Raw genomic sequence first — 20,362 nt, forward strand, 5'->3', positions numbered from 1 at the left:
GGCGGCGCCCGCAGGTCAGGGGTAACGCTTACAGATCAGCCAGGGTCGATACCAGAATCGCCTTGATGGTGTGCATGCGGTTTTCCGCTTGCTCGAAGGCGATGCAGGCCGGCGACTCGAACACGTCGTCGGTCACTTCGATGCCGTTGGCCAGGTGCGGATACTGTTCGGCGATCTGTTTGCCGACCTTGGTATCGCTGTTGTGGAACGCCGGCAGGCAGTGCATGAACTTGGTGCGCGGGTTGCCGGTGGCTTTCATCAGTTGTGCGTTGACCTGGTACGGCAGCAGTTGCTCGATGCGCTCGGCCCAGGCTTCAACCGGTTCACCCATCGATACCCAGACGTCGGTGTGGATGAAGTCCACGCCTTTGACGGCGGCTTTCGGGTCTTCGGTCAGGGTGATGCGGGCGCCGCTTTCTTCCGCGTATTTTTTGCAGCGCTGTACCAGATCATCGTGGGGCCACAGGGCTTTCGGCGCGCAGATGCGCACGTCCATGCCGAGTTTTGCGCCGACCAGCAACAGCGAGTTGCCCATGTTGTTGCGGGCGTCACCCAGGTAGGCGTAGCTGATCTCGTGGATCGGCTTGTCGGCGTGCTCACGCATGGTCAGCACGTCGGCGATCATCTGGGTCGGGTGATATTCATCGGTCAGGCCGTTGAACACCGGTACGCCGGCGAACTTGGCCAGCTCTTCGACGATTTCCTGCTTGAAGCCACGGTACTCGATGGCGTCGTACATGCGACCCAGCACGCGGGCCGTGTCCTTCATGCTTTCCTTGTGGCCGATCTGCGAGGAATTCGGGTCGATGTAGGTGACGTTGGCGCCCTGGTCATAGGCAGCGACTTCGAACGCGCAGCGGGTGCGGGTCGAAGTTTTTTCGAAGATCAGGGCGATGTTGTTGCCCTTCAGGTGTTGCTGCTCGGTGCCGGTGTACTTGGCGCGTTTCAGGTCGCGGGACAGGTCGAGCAGGTAACGCAGCTCACGTGGGGTGTGGTGTTCCAGGCTGAGCAGGTTACGGTTGTGGATATTGAAAGCCATGATGGATCTCCTTCGGTGTCGGTTATCCCCCTGGCCGCGCTCGGTTAGCGGCGGCCAGGGCTCAGAGTTTTAGTAGTCGATCGGGTCGCGGATGATCGGGCAGGTCATGCAGTGGCCGCCGCCACGGCCACGGCCCAGTTCGCCGGCGCTGATGGTGATGACTTCCACACCTGCCTTGCGCAGCAGGGTGTTGGTGTAGGTGTTGCGGTCGTAGCCGATGACCACGCCCGGTTCCACGGCCACCACGTTGTTGCCGTCATCCCACTGCTCGCGTTCGGCGGCGAAGCTGTTGCCGCCGGTTTCCACCACGCGCAGATTCGGCAGGTTCAGCGAGTTGGCCACGACTTCGAGGAACGTTTTGTTCTCCCGTCGTACGTCCAGACCGTAAGGTTTGCTTTCGTCAGGACGGATGATGAACGGCACGATTTCCTTGACCACTTCCGGGAAGATCGTGACCAGGTCGCGGTCGCAGAAGCTGAACACGGTGTCCAGGTGCATCGCCGCGCGGGATTTCGGCAGGCCGGCGACCACGACTTTTTCCACCGCGCCCTTGGCGAACAGCGATTGTGCGAGTTGGCCGATGGCCTGGCGCGAGGTGCGTTCGCCCATGCCGATCAACACCACGCCATTGCCGATCGGCATCACGTCGCCGCCCTCGAGGGTGGCTTTGCCGTGGTCCTTGTCCGGATCGCCGTACCAGACTTCGAAGTCGGCACCGGTGAAGTCAGGGTGGAATTTGTAGATGGCGGTGGTCAGCAGGGTTTCCTGACGACGGGCCGGCCAGTACATCGGGTTGAGGGTCACGCCGCCGTAGATCCAGCAAGTGGTGTCGCGGGTGAACTGGGTGTTGGGCAGCGGGTCGAGCAGGAAGCTGGAGTGGCCCAGGTAGTCGCGATACATCTTGATCACGCTGGCGCCTTCGCTGTCCGGCAGATCCTCGCCGGCCACGCCGCCGATCAGGAACTCGGCGAGCTTGCGTGGCTCCAGGCCTTCGAGCCAGCTGCGCACTTCGTTGGTCAGGCCGACGCCGACGGTGTCGGGGGTGATCTTGCGATCCAGAATCCATTTCAGCGCTTCGGGGTTGCCGACGATGTCGGTCAGCAGGTTGTGCATTTCCAGCACTTCGATCCCGCGCTCGCGCATCTTGGTGACGAAGTCGAAGTGGTCGCGCTTGGCCTGATTGACCCAGATCACATCGTCGAACAGCAGCTCGTCGCAGTTGCTCGGGGTCAGCCGCTGGTGGGCCAGACCTGGGGAACAAACCATGACTTTGCGCAGTTTGCCGGCTTCGGAATGGACGCCGTACTTAACTTTTTCCGTGGTCATTTCAGTGATCCTCCAGAGATAAAACGTTTGGCAATTACAGAGTCAGGAAGCCGTCGTAGAGACCGTAGGCCGCCACCAGGGCACCCACGACCACCGCGGCGAAAATCAGCTTCTCGACGTTGGTGAAAACCGGTTGTTTGAGTTCGAGCTTGGCCTTGGCGAACAGGATCGCGCCGGGTGCATAGAGCAGGGCCGAGAGCAGCAGGTACTTCACGCCGCCGGCGTAGAGCAGCCAGATCGCGTAGATCAGGGCGATGCCGCCGATGATCAGATCCTTGCGGCGCTCGGCCGCGAAGCCCTCGTAGCTTTCGCCGCGTACCGCCAGCAGCAGGGCGTAGGCCGCCGACCATAGGTACGGCACCAGAATCATCGAAGTGGCGAGGTAGATCAGCGACAGGTAAGTGCTGGCCGAGAACAGGGTGATGACCAGGAACAGCTGGACCATCGCGTTGGTCAGCCACAGGGCGTTGACCGGCACGTGGTTGGCGTTCTCCTTGCGCAGGAACTCCGGCATGGTGTGGTCCTTGGCGGCGGCGAACATGATCTCCGCGCACAGCAGCACCCACGACAGCAACGCCCCCAGCAGCGAGATGATCAGACCGACGCTGATCAGCACCGCGCCCCAGTGACCGACCACGTGCTCCAGGACGGCGGCCATCGACGGGTTCTGCAGTTTGGCCAGTTCCGGTTGGGTCATGATGCCCAGCGACAGCACGTTCACCAGCACCAGGAACAGCAGCACGGTGATGAAACCGATCACGGTGGCTTTACCCACGTCCGAACGTTTTTCCGCCCGGGCCGAGAAGATGCTCGCGCCTTCGATACCGATGAACACCCAGACGGTGACCAGCATCATGTTGCGCACCTGGTTCATCACGCTGCCCAGATCCGGGTTTTTCACACCCCAGATGTCGGCGGTGAAGATGTCCAGTTTGAAGGCGAAAATCGCGATCAGGACGAACAGCAGCAGCGGCACGACCTTGGCGACGGTGGTCACGAGGTTGATGAACGCCGCTTCCTTGATCCCGCGCAACACCAGAAAGTGCACGGCCCACAGCAGCACCGAGGCACCGATCACGGCGGCAACGGTGTTGCCTTCACCGAAAATCGGAAAGAAATAGCCGAGGGTACTGAACAGCAGCACGAAGTAACCGACGTTGCCCAGCCAGGCACTGATCCAGTAGCCCCAGGCGGACGAGAAACCCATGTAGTCGCCGAAACCGGCCTTGGCGTAGGCGTACACGCCGCCGTCCAGGTCAGGTTTGCGATTGGCGAGGGTTTGAAAGACGAAAGCGAGGGTGAGCATGCCGACGGCGGTGATGGCCCACCCGATCAGTACCGCACCGACGTCGGCGCTGGCGGCCATGTTTTGTGGCAAAGAGAATATCCCGCCACCGATCATTGATCCGACTACCAGGGCAACCAGTGCACCTAGTCGTAGTTTTCCGGGAGCTTCAGACATTGCATGACTCCATTGCAGGAGAGAAGAGTTCACAGCGTAGTTCTGTTGACTGTTCAAACAGCTGACATAGATCAGTGCATGGCCACATTCCATTGTTAATGAATGACTTATGAATCCACTGCAGGCATAAGGCTACTGTCTGGAAGGCCCGTCCCAGAGGCCTTTGATCGATTTGATTGGGAATGGATCCTATTACTTTCGAGTTATGACGCTAGTTGCTTTTCGGGTTTTGGCAAATTTTTCACATCTGTTTTCAGTACAGAATTGATTTATTAGGATCCGCGCACAAAACTGACTTAACGTGCTAGGCGTTAGCGTCATCCGCTATATATAAGTGGGCGTTTGTTGGCATTACCTGATAAACGTCTTCGACTGTTAGCCGTTTAGTTAATAGTTGTTACAAATAAAACCTCACCACATCTTTCAAGGAGATTTGTATGTCGCAACCGACGCAAAAGCTGCGCCTTGGCGCGCTGATCGCCCTGGTGGTGGGTTCGATGATTGGCGGGGGGATTTTTTCCTTGCCGCAGAACATGGCGGCGCGAGCCGATGCCGGTGCCATCCTGATCGGCTGGGGAATTACCGCCATCGGCATGCTGACCCTGGCGTTCGTGTTCCAGACTCTGGCCAACCGCAAGCCGGAGCTGGACTCCGGCGTCTATGCCTACGCCAAGGCCGGGTTTGGCGACTACATGGGGTTCTCTTCGGCGTGGGGTTACTGGATCAGTGCCTGGCTGGGCAACGTCGGGTATTTCGTGCTGCTGTTCAGCACCCTCGGCTACTTCTTTCCGGTGTTCGGCCAGGGCAACACACCGATCGCCATCGGTTGCGCCTCGGTGCTGCTGTGGGCCGTGCATTTTCTGGTGATGCGCGGGATCAAGGAGGCGGCGTTCATCAACCAGTTGACCACCGTGGCCAAGATTGTGCCGCTGGTCATGTTCATCGTCATCGCTGCCGTGGCGTTCAAGGCTGACGTGTTTACCCGCGATATCTGGGGCCGCAGCAACCCGAATTTCGGCGGGGTGATGGATCAGGTGCGCAACATGATGCTGGTGACAGTGTTCGTGTTCATCGGTATCGAAGGCGCCAGCGTTTACTCGGCGCGAGCCGAGAAACGTTCGGATGTCGGCCGGGCCACGGTGATCGGTTTCATTGGCGTGCTGGCGCTGCTGGTGCTGGTCAACGTGCTGTCGCTGGGGATCATGAGCCAGCCGGAACTGGCGACCCTGCAGAACCCGTCACTGGCGGCGGTGCTGGAACACATCGTCGGGCCGTGGGGCGCGCTGGCGATCAGCATCGGTCTGGCGATTTCGTTGCTCGGCGCATTGTTGTCATGGGCGCTGCTGTGCGCCGAGATTCTCTTCGCCACGGCCAAGGACAAGACCATGCCGGCGTTCCTGAAAAAGGAAAACGCCAACCATGTGCCGGTCAACGCGCTGTGGCTGACCAACGTGATGATCCAGATTTTCCTGCTGATCACGCTGTTTTCCGCCGGCACTTACACCAGCCTGATCTACCTCGCGTCGTCGATGATTCTGGTGCCGTACCTGTGGTCGGCGGCCTATGCGGTGCTGTTGAGCGGGCGCGGCGAAACCTACGAACATGCCTCGGCCGAACGCACCAAGGACCTGCTGATCGGCGGCATCGCCCTGTGCTACGCGGTGTGGTTGTTGTACGCCGGCGGGGTGAAATACCTGCTGTTGTCGGCGCTGCTGTATGCCCCGGGGGTGATCCTGTTTGCCAAGGCCAAGCATGAGCAGGGTGAGCCGCTGTTCACCACCATCGAAAAGGGGATTTTCACCTGCGTGATCGCCGGGGCCGGGCTGGCGGCCTACGGCTTGTACAGCGGCTTGTTGTCACTGTGAGGCTGCGGCTCGAATACCAGGCGCCCTACGACTGGCCGGCGATGCTTGGGTTTCTCGCGGCGCGGGCGGTGGTCGGGATGGAGACAGTAGTCGATGGCGTGTATTCGCGCAGCATCGGTTTGGACGGTGTTCACGGCACGGTTTCCGTCTGGCCCGGTGACGGCAATGCGCTGGAGGTGGAACTGGATTTTCCGGATGCGGCGGCGGTTCCCGAGATCGTTGCGCGCTTGCGACGGTTATTCGATCTGGACGCGGATCTGCCGAGGATGCAACAGCATTTGAAGGCAGACCCGCTTCTGGCGCGGTTGATTGCCGAGCGTCCGGGGTTGCGGGTGCCGGGGGCGTGGGACGGACTGGAACTGGCGTTTCGGGCGGTGCTGGGGCAGCAGATTACCGTGGTCGGGGCGATCCGGCTGGCGGGGAAACTGCTGGCGCAGTATGGCGAACCGTTGCATTCATCGGTGCCTGGACTGACTCACGTCTTTCCTCGGGCAGCCGTTTTGGCGAACGCCGATCTGGCGACGCTGGGCATGCCGAAAAGTCGCGGGCGCACCTTGTCCGGGGTGGCGCAGGCGTTGCTGGATGATCCGCTGCTGTTTGAATCAGGAACGGCGCGGTTGCTGGCGCTGCACGGGATTGGCGACTGGACGGCGCAGTACATCGCGCTTCGGCAATTGCGGGATATGGACGGGTTTCCAACCGGGGATGTGGGGTTGTTGCGGGCACTGGAAGTGCTGGAAGGGGAACGGATGACGGCGCGGGAATTGTCTGCCCGCGCCGAGGCCTGGCGGCCGTTTCGCGGTTATGCGGCGCAGGTGTTGTGGACGTCTTTGAGTCGCTTTGACTGATTTTTTGGTGTACGGCTTGAGATCGCTGCCCTCACCCTAACCCTCTCCCGGAGGGAGAGGGGACCAGACCGAGGCGTCTTTCGATATGCGTACACCTGAAAAGGTCGTGTCGATTATGGATTCGGTAAAGCAGGATCAGGTCGATGCATCTTTAAAGCATCCCCCAATCGGCCCCCTCTCCCTCCGGGAGAGGGCTGGGGTGAGGGCAGCAGTCTCAATCTAAGCAAAAACCTTAAAACCACTGCGGTCGATGTGAGCCCAATTCCGTGGCCGGCAAAGCCCACTGCAGAGGCGTCCCGCTGATCTTAAGCGGGGCTTTAAGCCGATGTGCCGCCCCCCACGGTGTTTGCTCCGCCGTCAAACTTTGATCCTGTGGATTTTCCGGACGCAACGCTTCATCCGTCCCAGCCCCATGTTCAACCAACAACTTCGCCGTCCGCGCCAGCGACAATCTTGCGGACCCACCTCGACCACTGCGCAGCCGCTCGGCCAGCAACCTGATCACACTCGCCGCCATCAGATACCCCGTCGCATGATCCAGTGCCTGCACCGGCAACGGCGTCGGCTTGTCCGCCTGCTTCCAGCGCCGCCCGGCTTCGGCAATCCCGCTGCTCATCTGCACCAGACTGTCGAAGCCCCGACGGTTCTGCCACGGGCCGCTCCAGCCGTAGGCGTTGAGGCAGACATCGATCAGCCCCGGTGCCAGTTGTCGGCGACGTTCGGCGCCGAAACCGAGGTGTTCAAGCGCATCGGCGCGATAGCCGTGCAGCAGAATGTCGGCATCCTTGAGCAAACCTTCAAACACCGCCCGATCTGCCGGTTGATGCAGATCCAGCCGCGCACAGCGTTTACCGAGGGTGACTTCCGGCACCACGCCGGGTTCGTTCCAGGTCGGCGGGTCGATGCGCAGGACGTTGGCGCCGAGCCCTGCGAGAAAGCGGCTGGCAGTCGGGCCGGCGAGGACGCGGGTCAAATCGAGCACCTTGAGCCCGGCCAATGGCTGCGCCACCGAGCCTTGCCAGAGTTGACGACTTTCATCTTTCCCATCACTGAAATGCACCAGGGGTTCGGCGTTCACCGCCAATCCTTGCGGGTGTTTCTGCCACTGTTCCCAACTACGCATTTCGGCAGCACAACCCTTGGCATCGACCACCGCTTGCTCCAGATCGGCACTGGCCCATTGCGCGACTTTCGCTGCCATGGCCGCGCGGTCGGCGCAGGCACCGAGCACGCTTTCAGCGGCGGCGCGATGATGCGGGGCGTTGGTGTGCAGGCGAATCCAGCCGTCCCGGGTCGCGTAGTCTCCGGCCACCGGATCCCACAGCGGCGGGACCTCCCAGCCGATCGGTCGCAGCGAGGTGGCGAACCAGAACGAGGCGAGGCGGCGGTCAACTTCGACACTGGGCAGGTGGCCGGTCTGTTGCCGGAGCAATTCGCCGACCGCTTGCCCGGCCGCGGCAATGCTCGCGCAGGCAAGGTCAGTGACGGCAAACGCCGAGGGCAGGGCGCCCTCGGCGGTAAAAGGAATCGGCGTGCTGGGCAAACCGAGTGCGGCTTGAATGGACGTGAGCAGATCAGTCATCGAAGGCCCTCCGGAACGAGAGGGCAGAATAGTGCAAAACGCTGTCGGCTTAGATGAAACACACTGTCCCCTGTGGGAGCTGGCTTGCCAGCGATTACGGAGTGTCAGTCAGCAATGTATCGACTGATCTACCGCCATCGCTGGCAAGCCAGCTCCCACAGGGATTCAGGGCGACCGCAATTACACGCGGAACTGATCCATCAATTTCATCTGCTGGCTGGCCAGGGCGTTGAGCTGGCTGCTGATCGCCGCTGATTCAGTAGCCTGTTCGGTCAGGGTTTCGGTGACGGTGCGGATTGCCGAAACGTTGCGGTTGACCTCTTCGGCCACCGCACTCTGCTGTTCGGCGGCGCTGGCGATCTGCAGGTTCATGTCGCTGATGACGGTGACCGCGTCGCTGATCTTGCCGAGCGCGTCCACGGCCTGGCGGATCTGCCCGGCGTTGTTGTGGGCCTGGGTCTGGCTCGAATGCATGGTCGCGACCACGCCACGGGTGCCGGTCTGGATGCGTTCGATCACCACGCGGATTTCTTCCACCGAATCCTGAGTGCGCTTGGCCAGGTTACGCACTTCGTCGGCCACCACCGCAAAACCGCGACCGCTTTCACCGGCACGGGCCGCTTCGATTGCGGCGTTCAGCGCCAGCAGGTTGGTCTGTTCGGCGATGCTGCGGATCACTTCCAGCACCGAACCGATCTGTTCGCTGTTGACCGCCAGCTCTTCGACTTCGGTCACCGCTTTGCTGACTTCGTCGGCCAGTTGATTGATGTCGCGGGTGCTGCGCTCGATGATCGACATCCCGTCCTTGGCCGACTGATCGGCGCCTTTGGCCGCGTTGGCGGCGTTCGAGGCGCTGTTGGCCACGTCGTGGGCGGTGGCGCTCATTTCGTTGGAGGCGGTGGCCACCTGATCGATCTCGCGGAATTGCACCTGCATGCCTTCGCTGGTCTGGCGGGCGATTTCCGACGACTGATCGGCGGTGCCACGGGCTTCAGTGATGCTTTGTTTGATCTGGGCGATGGTCGGCTGCAGCTTGTCGAGGAAGCGGTTGAACCAGTTCACCAGCTCGCCGAGTTCATCCTTCTTGGTGTAGTTCAGGCGCTGGGTCAGATCGCCTTCGCCGCTGGCGATGTTCTTCAGCATTTCGGCGACGCTGTTGATCGGACGGGTCACGCCGGAGGCGGTGAGCCAGATCAGCACCAGGCCGATCAGGCCGGCGATCACGGCCACCGCCAACGCGGTCATCACGCCGGTTTGTTGAGCGTCGTCGAGCACCGCTTGCAGCTTGACCGAGTCGGCCAGCAGTACTTGTTTCGGCAAGTCGATGACCACGCCCCAGGCGCGAGAGTTGCCGATCGGGTCGACCGGGTACACGGCGCGGATCAGGTCGCCCTGTTCGAGAATCTTCGGTGTGCCGGCGCTCAGCAGTTGCAGGATGTCCTTGCCTTCGGCGCCCAGGGTTTCGGCGATGCCTTTGCCGACCTTGGTCGCGTCGGTGCTGTAGGCGCCGAGCACGCCGCTGCCGGAGACGATCAGCATGTGCCCGGCACCGTTGAACAGTTCGCGCTGGGAGCCCACAGCCGCCGCTTGCAGGGCGTCGAGGGCGATGTCGATACCGACCACGCCGATGGCCTTGCCGTCCACCAGCAACGGCACGGAAATGGTGGTCATGAGCATTTCCTTGGCGCCCACGGTGTCGGCGTACGGGTCGAGCAGGCAGGTGCGCTTGTTGTCGCGAGGGCAGGTGTACCAACTGTTGTAGGGCGTGCCGCTGACGCTGAGGGTGGTCTTGGTCATGTCTTCTTCGACCATGATCGTGTTCAGCGCAGAACCGGCGGCGCGGCTCCAGTAAGTAGCGAAGCGCCCGGCTTCGTTGGACTGGCGTGCGGCGTCGTTGACGAACTCGCTGTCCTTGCCGTCCAGGCCGTTGGGTTCGAAGGCCAGCCAGATGCCCAGCACCTTGCTGTTGCGCTCGAACGCGGTTTTCAGGCTCAGGTTCAACTCTTCGCGCAAGGCCCCGGCGTCCAGCGAACGCTTGGCGGCCATGACGCGCATGTCCTTGATCTGGTCGGCCAGTGCGGTGATCACCAGCAGGCTCTCGCCGAAGGTTTTCTGCACCTGCACCGCCTGTTCGGCCGCCTTGGCCTGCAGCAGGTTCTGCACGCTGGCGGTGAGCATCTTGCTGCTCGAATCGCTGACCAGTTCGTCGTTCTGGTTGGTCTGGTAGATGTTGATGCCGACGATCAGCGCAACCACGCCGAGCAGGCAGAGCCCGGACAGCAGGACGATTTTCAGGCGAATGGACAGGGAGTCGAACATGGGGTGTTCTCGCGAATGAATGAACTGTTGGCTACGGGGCACGGAGTTGCCCGATTCGCCAAATCCATTCAGCGCCATTCATTGCTCATCGGCGCGGGGCGAGGGTGCATGAGGCGTATGCCGACGAACGGTCGCGGCAAAACGTTTGCGCGGGCAAAAGCCCTGAAAAGAAGGGAAAAATCAGGAAATCTTCGGCAGCGATTCCGGCCGCGACCAGATCCACAGGTTACCCAGGGTCATGCCGGCAATTGCCAGATAGACCGGCCAGCCGTGATCGAGCACCACCAGCATCAGAGTCGCGCACAGCAGCATGCTGACGGTGGCACTGACCTTGGCCTTGCGGGCGATGATCTTGCCGTTGCGCCAGTTGCTCAGAATCGGCCCGAACAGCCGATGGTTTTCCAGCCAGGCACTCAGGCGCGGCGAACTGCGGGTCGCGGCCCAGGCGGCGAGCAGAATGAATTCGGTGGTCGGCAGGCCGGGCACGACGATGGCGATCAGGCCGATGCCGAGGCTGACATAGGCGAGCAGGCCGAACAGCAGGCGGGCGAGTCGGGAGGAGGCGGGTTGGGGCATGGGCTCGAAGTGTGTGAGGCGAAACGGGGATTCTACAGACTTGCGCTGTTCTCATGTGGGAGCGGGCTTGCTCGCGAAAGCGGCGTATCAGTCACCTTCAATGTTGAATGACAGATCCCATTCGCGAGCAAGCCCGCTCCCACATTGGGGAGTCGCGTGGCTTCAGGCCGGTTCGGCTTCCGTGGCGTAAGCCTGTTCCAGCAGCACGGTGAAGCGGTTGAACGCGTCGATCGCGCCTTGCTCCACTTCGGCTTCTTCTTCTGCGCTGAATTGCAGCGAATCGAGGGTACGCACGAAGCTCTTCCAGCCTTCGGCGCGGCCGCCTTCAGGCTCGCCCAGGTGACGGGCGCCGAAGGTTTCGCTCAGTTCCAGGGCAACGGCGCGTTTGATCAGGAACGCCGCGCCGAGCTTGGAACCCTCGGACACGAAGATCCAGCCCAGGGCGCGGGCCTTGCTCGGGTTTTTCACCGCGCCGGCAACGGGCGCAGGCACTTCGGTGTCGAGGTCGGCGAGGTCGGCCTTGGCCGCTTCAGCGCGGCAGCGGGCCGGCAGGTCAGGGACGATGGCGGTGAGTTCGGCATCGTTGTACAGCGAGACCAGCTCCGACTGGAACAGGTACTGCGCGACCACGAAGCGGGCAAAATTGGCGCGAGTCTCGAACGGCGCATGGGCTTTCACCAGCGCATCGAGCTTGCTGTGCGGCTCGTGAGTGATCTGGTTCAGGCGTTGCGAACGCAGGGCTTTTTCCGGGGTGCTCATGAGATGTCCTTGATAAAAGAGGCGCTTGATAACGAGACGAACGGGCAAGCGCCGGACAGTAAAAAAAACCTCACGGCGCGGCAATTCGCTCGCGCCGTGAGGTCATCCGGATCAGATATCCCAGACCAGGTTGATCGCGAAGTTGCGACCCGGCTGGGTCAGGCGGTCGAGGTTGGCCGGTTGTGTCACCGACGCTTCGCCGACGCTGTCGTAACCGCGTACGTCATCCCACAACCAGTACTTCTTGTCCGTCAGGTTGTAGATGCCGCCGCTGACGGTGACGTCGTCGGTCACCTTGTAGTAGCCGGCCAGATCGAGAATGCCGAAGCCCGGGGATTTGAATTGACTGCTGACACCGTCCGGCGACTTGAAGTTGCTGTCGTCGACGCGATCCTTTTTCTTCACCACGGTCCAGCTCAGCAGGCCGCCGTAGTTGTCCTGGTCGTAACCCAGACCGAATACGCCGGTCAGCGGATTGACGCTGTTCAACGGCTCGCCGTTGTCGTTGTTGCGTCCGTAGGCGTAGGAGATTGAACCCTGAGTGTACAGACCTTGCGGCGCGCCGAACGAATCCAGGTTCAGTCGGCCTTTGACTTCGGCACCCTTGATGGTGGCGTGCTTGATGTTGCTGGACTGGAAGGTCAGCTCGCTGTAGCCCGGGGTGACGGCGTCTTCGTTGATGAAGTCGCGGTACTTGTTATAGAACACCGCCACGTCGAACGAGCCTTGCTCGAAGTTGCCGCGCAGACCGGTTTCATAGCTCTTGCTTTTTTCCGGTTCCAGGTTCGGGTTCGGCGCCACGTTGTAGCCGGTGGTGCTGTTCTCGAAGCGACCGTACAGCGCTTTCGCGGTCGGAGTGCGGAAGCCTTCGGCGTACTGGCCGTACCAGGTGTAGTTGTCGGTCAGGGCGTAGGTCAGGCCGAATTTCGGCGAGACTTTATGCCAGGTCTTGTTCTCGTCGCTGACCGTGCCTTTGCCATCGGCAGCCACGGTGTTGAGGAATTCCTGAGTGATGTGCGGCTTGAGCTGGGTGTAGTCGTAGCGCAGGCCCGGCAGGAAGGTCCACTTGTTCCAGCTGATCTGATCCTGGGCGAACAGGCTGTAGGTGTTGATGGTCGGGTCCGGGAAATCGCTGGACTTCTTCAGCACGTCCGCCGCACTGGTGGCACCGATGGCGGTGCAGCCGCGACCGACTGCCAGGCACTTGCCGTCGCCGCTGCGTGAACCGGTGACTTTCTGCTGTTTGATCGTGGTACCGTAGGTCAGCACGTGATCGGTGTCACCGATGGCGAATGCCTTGTCCAGTTGCGCATCGAACACCCATTGTTTTTCCTCGTAGATCGTGTCGCGGGTACGCAGCACTTTACGGGTCATCGGGTAGTAAAACTCTTCGGTGCTCTGGTCGGTCTTGGCGACCTGGTGGTTGAGGCTCCACTTCACGTTGTCCGCCAACAGGCTGTCGAGGGCGAAGCTGTGTTCCAGGCCGAAACGCTCACGGGTGACGGTATCGTTGCCGGTACGCCACTGGTACATGCCGCCGGGCAGCACGCTGTTGGGAATGGTCGGGGCACCGTTGAAGAACGGGCCGCCGTAAGCACTTTTCTGATCGGTGTCGCGATCGTCCTTGTACTTTTCGTAGGTCAGGCCCAGACGCGAACCTTCGTTGTAGCTCCAGCCGATCTTGGCCAGCACGTTGGAGGCTTTCACGTCTTCCGGGTTGGCGGCGGTGCGCTCGAGGCTGGTGCCGTTGTTGCTGCCGTAGGAATCGGTTTCATGACCGTCGCGCTGGCTGTAGTGCAGCAAGCCGTCGAACTGGTCGGCGCGACCGGCGACGGTGGCGGATTTCAGCCAGCTGTCGTCGGCGGAGCTGTAGCCGGTCTTCAGGCGGGCGCCGACGTCTTGGCCGGGCTTGATGATGTCATCCGGGTCGAGGGTGTAGTAGCTGACCGCGCCGCCGATGGCGTTGCTGCCGTACAGCACCGAGGCCGGGCCGCGAAGGATTTCCACGCGTTTGACGATTTCCGGGTCGACGTAGTTGCGCTGGGTCTTGGCGTACGGGCCGTTGAAGAAGCCGTCCGGCACTTCGACACCATCCACTTGAGTCAGGATGCGGTCACCGTCGATGCCGCGGATGTTGTAGCCGCTGATACCGCCGCGCTGGCCGGCGCCGCCGACGGAGACGCCCGGCTCGTAGCGCACCAGATCCTTGATGGTATTGACGTTGTTGCGGTCCAGATCCTGACGGGTCTGCACGGTGACGGTGGCCGGCACGCTGTTGACCGACTGTTCCTGACGGGTGGCGCTGATGGTCACCTGGTCGAGATTGAGTGCGCCGCTGTTATTGCGCTTTTCCAGCACGACGTTGTTGTTGCTCAGTTTGCGGAAGCTCAGGTTGGTCCCCACCAACAGGCGCTCCAGGGCTTTTTCCGGTGGCAGCGAACCGCGCACGCCCGGCGACGACACGCCTTTACCCAGTTCAGCCGGCAAGCCGACCTGCCAGCCGGTGACGGCGGTGAACGCGTTGAGCGCCGACACCAGCGGTTGCTGGCTGATGGCGAACGAGTAATCGCCCATGTTGCGTGCCGGTTGCTCGGTGGCAGCCATCAACGGCGCGGTGCCGGCCATCAGGATGGCGGCGGTCAGCAACGACAGCACGCGGGAAGGGGAAGAAGTCTGGCGGGTAAGGCGTGAGGACATCGATAGCGCTCCGTGTCGCACGAATCTTTATAGGTGCTGATTCACGTCCGAAGATGCGAATCAATTGCATTGGCTATAACGAGACGAACGAGCTTCGGCTATCGAGTAAAAATAATTCTCATTTAGTTCAGAATCACCAGCGCCGGGAATTCCTGAAGCTTGGCCGAGGTGATGTGAGCGAGCGAACGCACCACGTCCAGCGGCTGGTCGAGGCGGTAATTGCCGGTGACGGCTACGTCGGCCAGATGTTCGTTGGTGTTGATGATGAAACCCGGATAGTAGCGGCGCAGTTCCGCCAGCACCTGGTTCAACGGGCAGTTTTCGAAGATCAACCGACCCTGCACCCACGCCAGATCGGTGGCGGCGTCGACCTTGGCCGGCCGGTCGAAACCGTTCGGGCCGATGCGGATGCTTTCCCCGGCGGACAAACGCACCCGGGCATCGTCACGGGTCGCACGCAGATCGACATCGCCACGCTGCACCCGCACCTGCGCCACGCCATCCAGATAACGCACGGCGAACGCGGTGTCGCGCACACTGGCCTTCACCGGGCCGGCGTCGATTTCCAGCGGCTGGCTGCGGCTGGCCGGGATCTCGAAAAACGCTTCGCCCTGATACAGCCGCGCAACGCGCTGACGATCGTTGATCGTGCTGGAGAAGGCGGAATTGGTGTTGAGCAGGACTTTCGAACCGTCCTCAAGCTGCAAGCGTTGCCGCTCGCCGACCACGGTCAGGTGATCGGCCTGCAGGCGCATCGGCAGGTTGCTGAAACTGAACAGACCGAGAATCAGCACCGCAGCGGTGGCCAGCGGCTTCCAGTGCGGGCGCAGGCGTGTGAGGACAGTAACTTTCTTCGGTCTGGCCGCGAGGTTCTGCGCGCACTGGGCGATCTGCGGGCCGTCCCAGATCGCCTGGGCCTTGGCGAACGCCTGGGCGTTCAACGGATCGGCCGCCAGCCAGGCATGAAACTGCCGGGTCTGCTCCTCGTCCGGGCTGCCGAGCACGATGAGCCAGTCCAGAGCCTGGTCCATTGCGTTGGCGGCGTCCTGCGCCGTGTCGGGCGAAGGAGGGCGGTGGGTGTCCGTCACGGTGTTTCCTCGGCAGTGTCTGTGCACGGCTGTTTTTTTAGTGAAGCGTAAAAGTCGGGCAAGGGTAACAAAGGCCGATGATCAGTGCAGTCGATCCTGTCGTTTACCGAAAAAGCCTACGGCATCAGTCGCCATTCAAGCGCTCGGCGACACCGATGCAAATGGTCATGATCAATTTGAGTTCTTTCTGCACCGTGCTGAGGGAAACGCTGAGTTCTTCGGCGATTTCCTGGTAGCTGTGCCCGTGCAGGCGGCTGAGGATGAAGATTTGCTGCTGTCGGGGGCTGAGTTCACCGAGGCTCACGTTCAAGCGCTCCAGCAATTGTTCGGCGTGGGCGGCGTCTTCGGCGCTGCTGGCGGGGGCGGCGACGCTGTGCACTACGTCCTGCGGCACGTCGTCGACCATGGTCCGCGAATAAATCTTGCGCGCACGCAAGTGATCCAGCGCCAGGTTGCGCGCGGTCTGGAAGACAAAGGGTTCAAGGTGATCGATGGCCCGTTCGCTCAGCGCCCGCGTGACGCGCAGGTAGGTTTCCTGCAGCAGGTCTTCGGCGGTGCTGTGGTTGTTGACCATGCGTTCCAGCGTTCGCAGCAATGAAGTGCGCTGGGCGAGGAAAACGTGATTGAACTGCGACTGACTCACGGGAGGACCTGATCCATTTCGAGCGAATGATAATGCTTATCATCCGCCCGAGTGGTCAAGTGTTGATTTGTCAAAGGTTGGTAAAGCCACTACCCGCCTTCAAATCGGCAGCAGCGGTTTTATTCCGCGTTGCACAGCGCCAGGCAGTTATCGAGCATGCGGTTGGAGAAGCCCCACTCGTTGTCGTACCAGGCCAGCACTTTCAGCAGTTTGCCGCTGGATTTGGTGTGGTTGGCGTCGAAGATCGACGACAGCGGATTGTGGTTGAAGTCGCTCGATACCAGCGGCAGGGTGTTGTAGCCGAGGATTTTCGAATGCTGGCTCGCGGCTTTCATCAGTGCGTTGACTTCATCGGCCGAGGCTTCACGCTTCAGCTGCACAGTCAGGTCAACCAGCGACACATTGATTACCGGCACACGCACGGCCATGCCGGTCAGCTTGCCCGCCAGTTCCGGCAGCACCAGGCCCACGGCTTCGGCGGCGCCGGTCTTGCTCGGGATCATGTTCTGGGTGGCGGAGCGGGCGCGGTACGGGTCGGTGTGATAGACGTCGGTCAGGTTCTGGTCGTTGGTGTAGGCGTGAATCGTGGTCATCAGACCGCTTTCGATGCCCAGTTCGCGGTGCAGCACCTGGGCCACCGGGGCCAGGCAGTTGGTGGTGCATGAGGCGTTGGAAATGATCTGGTGCGACTGGCGCAGAATGTCGTGGTTCACACCATAAACGACGGTGGCGTCGGCGCCTTTCGCCGGGGCCGAGATGATGACTTTGCGCGCACCGGCAGTAATATGCGCGGCGGCTTTGGCCCGGTCGGTGAACAGACCGGTGCATTCGAAGACCACATCAATCTTTTCCGCAGCCCATGGGAGTTCGGCCGGGTTGCGGATGGCGCTGACCGAAATACGGTCACCGTTGACGGTCAGACTCTCGTTGTCGTGCGCAACTTCGGCATCGAACGTGCCGTGAACGGTATCGTATTTGAGCAAGTGCGCATTGATCGCGCTGTCGCCCAGATCGTTGATGGCGACGATCTGCAAATCCTGTCGATAGCCTTGGGTATACAGTGCGCGCAGGACATTACGGCCGATGCGGCCAAAACCATTGATTGCGATTCGAAGAGTCATTGAACAGCGCCGCCGTCGTTTTGTTGTTGGAATTACAAGATTATTCGCATAAAAATAGAAAACAAGCCTTTTTAGTGGCAATATTTTGTTTTATCTACAACGAGTGACCTGAATCAACTGGTCCGAATGGTCAAGGAAACCGCCCGTCATCCCACGCGTGCGGGCGCTTTGGTCAGCATAGACAATCAGGTCGCCACATCCGTTAGCCTGGAGTTCTACACATGCATCCCCGCGTTCTTGAGGTCACCGAACGGCTTATCGCCCGCAGCCGCGCCACGCGTCAGGCTTACCTTGCGCTCATTCGCGGCGCCGCAACCGACGGGCCGATGCGCGGCAAACTGCAATGCGCCAACTTCGCCCACGGCGTGGCCGGGTGTGGCAGCGAAGACAAACACAGCCTGCGGATGATGAACTCGGCGAACATCGCCATTGTGTCGTCTTATAACGACATGCTTTCGGCGCACCAGCCGTACGAAGTCTTCCCGGAACAGATCAAGAACGCCCTGCGCGAAATCGGCTCGGTCGGCCAGTTCGCCGGCGGTACGCCTGCCATGTGCGACGGCGTGACCCAGGGCGAACCGGGTATGGAGCTGAGCTTGCCGAGCCGCGAAGTGATCGCGATGTCCACGGCTGTGGCGCTGTCCCACAACATGTTCGACGGCGCGCTGATGCTTGGCATCTGCGACAAGATCGTGCCGGGGCTGATGATGGGCTCCCTGCGTTTCGGTCACCTGCCGACGATCTTCGTGCCGGGCGGGCCGATGGTCTCGGGGATTTCCAACAAGGAAAAAGCCGACGTGCGGCAGAAGTACGCCGAAGGCAAGGCGACCCGCGAAGAGTTGCTGGAATCGGAAATGAAGTCCTACCACAGCCCGGGCACCTGCACCTTCTACGGCACCGCCAACACCAACCAGTTGCTGATGGAAGTCATGGGCCTGCACTTGCCGGGCGCTTCTTTCGTCAACCCGAACACGCCGCTGCGCGAGGCCCTGACCCGCGAAGCCGCGCATCAGGTCACGCGCCTGACCAAACAGAACGGCAACTTCCTGCCGATTGGCGAAATCGTCGACGAGAAGGCGCTGGTCAACTCGATCGTCGCGCTGCACGCCACCGGCGGCTCGACCAACCACACCCTGCACATGCCGGCCATCGCCATGGCGGCGGGCATTCAACTGACCTGGCAGGACATGGCCGACCTCTCCGAAGTCGTGCCGACCCTGAGCCACGTCTATCCGAACGGCAAGGCTGACATCAACCACTTCCAGGCGGCGGGCGGTATGTCGTTCCTGATCCGCGAACTGCTGGAAGCCGGCCTGCTGCACGAAGACGTCAACACCGTGCTCGGCCACGGCTTGAGCCAGTACACCAAGGAGCCGTTCCTCGATAACGGCAAACTGGTGTGGCGCGAAGGCCCGACCGAAAGCCTCGACGAAAACATCCTGCGTCCGGTGGCCCGTGCGTTCTCGGCAGAGGGCGGCTTGCGGGTGATGGAAGGCAACCTCGGTCGTGGCGTGATGAAGGTGTCCGCCGTGGCGCTGGAAAACCAGATCGTTGAAGCACCGGCCATGGTGTTCCAGGATCAACAGGATCTGGCCGACGCCTTCAAGGCCGGTTTGCTGGAGAAGGATTTCGTCGCGGTGATGCGCTTCCAGGGCCCGCGCTCCAATGGCATGCCGGAACTGCACAAGATGACGCCGTTCCTCGGCGTGCTGCAGGATCGCGGCTTCAAGGTCGCGCTGGTGACTGACGGACGCATGTCCGGCGCCTCGGGGAAAATCCCGGCGGCGATCCACGTCAGCCCGGAGGCTTATGTCGGCGGCGCTTTGGCTCGCGTGCAAGAGGGCGATATCATCCGCGTCGATGGCGTCAAAGGCACCCTGGAACTCAAGGTGGACGCCGCCGAATTTGCAGCGCGCGAACCCGCCAAAGGCCTGTTGGGCAACAACATCGGCAGCGGTCGCGAACTGTTTGGCTTCATGCGTATGGCCTTCAGCTCGGCAGAGCAGGGCGCCAGCGCCTTCACTTCTGCCCTGGAGACGCTTAATTGAAACTGGCTTTGGTCGGTGACATCGGAGGCACCAACGCGCGGTTTGCGTTGTGGAAAGATCAGCAGCTCGAATCGGTGCAGGTGCTGGCCACGGCCGACCATGCCAGCCCGGAAGAGGCGATCAACCTCTACCTGAGCGGGCTCGGCCTGGCGCCGGGCGCCATCGGTTCGGTGTGCCTGTCGGTGGCAGGCCCCGTCAGCGGCGATGAATTCAAGTTCACCAATAACCACTGGCGCCTGAGCCGCAAGGCGTTCTGCCAGGCGTTGCAGGTCGAGCAGTTGCTGCTGGTCAACGACTTCTCCGCCATGGCACTGGGCATGACCCGTTTGCAGCCCGGCGAATTCCGCGTGGTCTGCGAAGGCGAGCCGGAGCCGTTGCGCCCGGCAGTGGTGATCGGCCCGGGCACCGGCCTGGGCGTCGGCACCTTGCTCGATCTGGGCGAAGGCCGGTTTGCCGCGCTGCCGGGGGAGGGCGGTCACGTCGATCTGCCGCTGAGCAGCCCGCGTGAAACCCAGCTCTGGCAGCACATCCACAACGAAATCGGCCACGTCAGCGCGGAAACCGCGTTGAGCGGCGGTGGCCTGCCTCGGGTATACCGGGCGATCTGCGCGGTGGATGGCCACGAGCCAAAACTCGACACTCCGGAGGCCATCACCGCAGCCGGCCTTGCCGGTGACCCGATTGCCCTGGAAGTGCTGGAGCAATTCTGCTGCTGGCTCGGCCGCGTGGCAGGCAACAACGTGCTGACCACCGGTGGCCGTGGCGGGGTGTACATCGTTGGCGGCGTGATTCCGCGCTTCGCCGATTTCTTCCTCGAAAGCGGTTTCGCCCGCAGCTTCGCCGACAAGGGTTGCATGAGCGATTACTTCAAGGGGATTCCGGTGTGGCTGGTGACCGCGCCGTATTCCGGTCTGGTCGGTGCAGGAGTGGCGCTCGAACAATCCGGTAAATGAACATTCCCACGCCGAGCGTGGGAACCCTCGGCACAT

The 20,362-nt window shown here is 61.6% G+C and carries 15 protein-coding genes; 4 read left to right on the forward strand and 11 right to left on the reverse strand.

Going from position 1 to position 20,362, the window contains the following annotated elements:
- Positions 1 to 28: 28 nt before the first annotated feature.
- The 3 genes from OQ248_RS17470 to arcD (OQ248_RS17480) form a co-directional block, all read right to left on the reverse strand.
- On the reverse strand, positions 29 to 1,039 hold the full coding sequence (locus tag OQ248_RS17470; RefSeq protein WP_025126828.1) for an ornithine carbamoyltransferase: 1,011 nt from the start codon (positions 1,037 to 1,039) through the stop codon (positions 29 to 31).
- A gap of 69 nt (positions 1,040 to 1,108) precedes the next feature.
- On the reverse strand, positions 1,109 to 2,365 hold the full coding sequence (gene arcA, locus OQ248_RS17475) for an arginine deiminase (RefSeq protein WP_085709638.1): 1,257 nt from the start codon (positions 2,363 to 2,365) through the stop codon (positions 1,109 to 1,111).
- Between the two features lie 34 nt (positions 2,366 to 2,399).
- Positions 2,400 to 3,827: an arginine-ornithine antiporter gene (gene arcD, locus OQ248_RS17480; RefSeq protein WP_265813437.1), complete on the reverse strand. Its 1,428-nt coding sequence runs from the start codon at positions 3,825 to 3,827 to the stop codon at positions 2,400 to 2,402.
- Between the two features lie 437 nt (positions 3,828 to 4,264).
- On the opposite strand from arcD (OQ248_RS17480), the gene arcD (OQ248_RS17485) reads away from it, so the two are divergent.
- The gene (arcD, locus tag OQ248_RS17485; RefSeq protein WP_248739184.1) at positions 4,265 to 5,692 is read left to right on the forward strand and encodes an arginine-ornithine antiporter; all 1,428 of its coding nucleotides are present in this window, start codon (positions 4,265 to 4,267) and stop codon (positions 5,690 to 5,692) included.
- Positions 5,689 to 6,540, forward strand: a complete 852-nt coding sequence (locus OQ248_RS17490) for a DNA-3-methyladenine glycosylase (RefSeq protein ID WP_265813438.1) — start codon at positions 5,689 to 5,691, stop codon at positions 6,538 to 6,540. The genes arcD (OQ248_RS17485) and OQ248_RS17490 overlap by 4 nt, the downstream gene beginning before the upstream one ends.
- A gap of 232 nt (positions 6,541 to 6,772) precedes the next feature.
- Here OQ248_RS17490 and OQ248_RS17495 read toward each other — a convergent pair whose 3' ends face one another.
- The 8 genes from OQ248_RS17495 to gap form a co-directional block, all read right to left on the reverse strand.
- Positions 6,773 to 8,122, reverse strand: a complete 1,350-nt coding sequence (locus OQ248_RS17495; RefSeq protein ID WP_265813439.1) for a CoA transferase — start codon at positions 8,120 to 8,122, stop codon at positions 6,773 to 6,775.
- A 180-nt stretch (positions 8,123 to 8,302) separates the two neighbouring features.
- Positions 8,303 to 10,441, reverse strand: coding sequence for a methyl-accepting chemotaxis protein (locus tag OQ248_RS17500; RefSeq protein ID WP_265813440.1), 2,139 nt, complete (start codon positions 10,439 to 10,441; stop codon positions 8,303 to 8,305).
- A 180-nt stretch (positions 10,442 to 10,621) separates the two neighbouring features.
- Positions 10,622 to 11,017 (reverse strand): YbaN family protein, encoded by a 396-nt coding sequence (locus OQ248_RS17505; RefSeq protein ID WP_085709643.1) that lies wholly within the window; start codon positions 11,015 to 11,017, stop codon positions 10,622 to 10,624.
- A gap of 162 nt (positions 11,018 to 11,179) precedes the next feature.
- A complete protein-coding gene (locus tag OQ248_RS17510) occupies positions 11,180 to 11,776 on the reverse strand; it encodes a biliverdin-producing heme oxygenase (protein WP_085709644.1) in 597 nt (198 codons plus the stop codon).
- Between the two features lie 111 nt (positions 11,777 to 11,887).
- Positions 11,888 to 14,473 (reverse strand): TonB-dependent receptor, encoded by a 2,586-nt coding sequence (locus OQ248_RS17515; protein WP_265813441.1) that lies wholly within the window; start codon positions 14,471 to 14,473, stop codon positions 11,888 to 11,890.
- A 122-nt stretch (positions 14,474 to 14,595) separates the two neighbouring features.
- On the reverse strand, positions 14,596 to 15,561 hold the full coding sequence (locus OQ248_RS17520) for a FecR domain-containing protein (protein ID WP_265813442.1): 966 nt from the start codon (positions 15,559 to 15,561) through the stop codon (positions 14,596 to 14,598).
- Between the two features lie 124 nt (positions 15,562 to 15,685).
- The gene (locus tag OQ248_RS17525; protein ID WP_265813443.1) at positions 15,686 to 16,204 is read right to left on the reverse strand and encodes an RNA polymerase sigma factor; all 519 of its coding nucleotides are present in this window, start codon (positions 16,202 to 16,204) and stop codon (positions 15,686 to 15,688) included.
- Positions 16,205 to 16,323: 119 nt separating this feature from the next.
- Entirely contained in the window at positions 16,324 to 17,325 is a 1,002-nt protein-coding gene (gene gap / locus OQ248_RS17530) for a type I glyceraldehyde-3-phosphate dehydrogenase (protein WP_085709648.1), read from the reverse strand.
- Positions 17,326 to 17,546: 221 nt separating this feature from the next.
- On the opposite strand from gap, the gene edd reads away from it, so the two are divergent.
- Both edd and OQ248_RS17540 read left to right on the forward strand, forming a co-directional pair.
- Positions 17,547 to 19,373, forward strand: a complete 1,827-nt coding sequence (gene edd / locus OQ248_RS17535) for a phosphogluconate dehydratase (RefSeq protein ID WP_119427875.1) — start codon at positions 17,547 to 17,549, stop codon at positions 19,371 to 19,373.
- Complete coding sequence (locus tag OQ248_RS17540) at positions 19,370 to 20,326, forward strand: glucokinase (protein WP_265813444.1); 957 nt, start codon at positions 19,370 to 19,372, stop codon at positions 20,324 to 20,326. The genes edd and OQ248_RS17540 overlap by 4 nt, the downstream gene beginning before the upstream one ends.
- The last annotated feature ends 36 nt before the right edge of the window (positions 20,327 to 20,362 follow it).

The organism is Pseudomonas sp. COW5, assembly GCF_026240005.1.
Taxonomy (GTDB): Bacteria; Pseudomonadota; Gammaproteobacteria; order Pseudomonadales; family Pseudomonadaceae; genus Aquipseudomonas; species Aquipseudomonas kribbensis.

Coding starts and splice junctions, on each gene's coding strand:
- OQ248_RS17470 (WP_025126828.1), bottom strand. CDS start 1,039: ATGGCTTTCAATATCCACAACCGTAACCTGCTCAGCCTGGAACACCAC.
- arcA (WP_085709638.1), bottom strand. CDS start 2,365: ATGACCACGGAAAAAGTTAAGTACGGCGTCCATTCCGAAGCCGGCAAA.
- arcD (WP_265813437.1), bottom strand. CDS start 3,827: ATGTCTGAAGCTCCCGGAAAACTACGACTAGGTGCACTGGTTGCCCTG.
- arcD (WP_248739184.1), top strand. CDS start 4,265: ATGTCGCAACCGACGCAAAAGCTGCGCCTTGGCGCGCTGATCGCCCTG.
- OQ248_RS17495 (WP_265813439.1), bottom strand. CDS start 8,122: ATGACTGATCTGCTCACGTCCATTCAAGCCGCACTCGGTTTGCCCAGC.
- OQ248_RS17500 (WP_265813440.1), bottom strand. CDS start 10,441: ATGTTCGACTCCCTGTCCATTCGCCTGAAAATCGTCCTGCTGTCCGGG.
- OQ248_RS17505 (WP_085709643.1), bottom strand. CDS start 11,017: ATGCCCCAACCCGCCTCCTCCCGACTCGCCCGCCTGCTGTTCGGCCTG.
- OQ248_RS17510 (WP_085709644.1), bottom strand. CDS start 11,776: ATGAGCACCCCGGAAAAAGCCCTGCGTTCGCAACGCCTGAACCAGATC.
- OQ248_RS17515 (WP_265813441.1), bottom strand. CDS start 14,473: ATGTCCTCACGCCTTACCCGCCAGACTTCTTCCCCTTCCCGCGTGCTG.
- gap (WP_085709648.1), bottom strand. CDS start 17,325: ATGACTCTTCGAATCGCAATCAATGGTTTTGGCCGCATCGGCCGTAAT.
- edd (WP_119427875.1), top strand. CDS start 17,547: ATGCATCCCCGCGTTCTTGAGGTCACCGAACGGCTTATCGCCCGCAGC.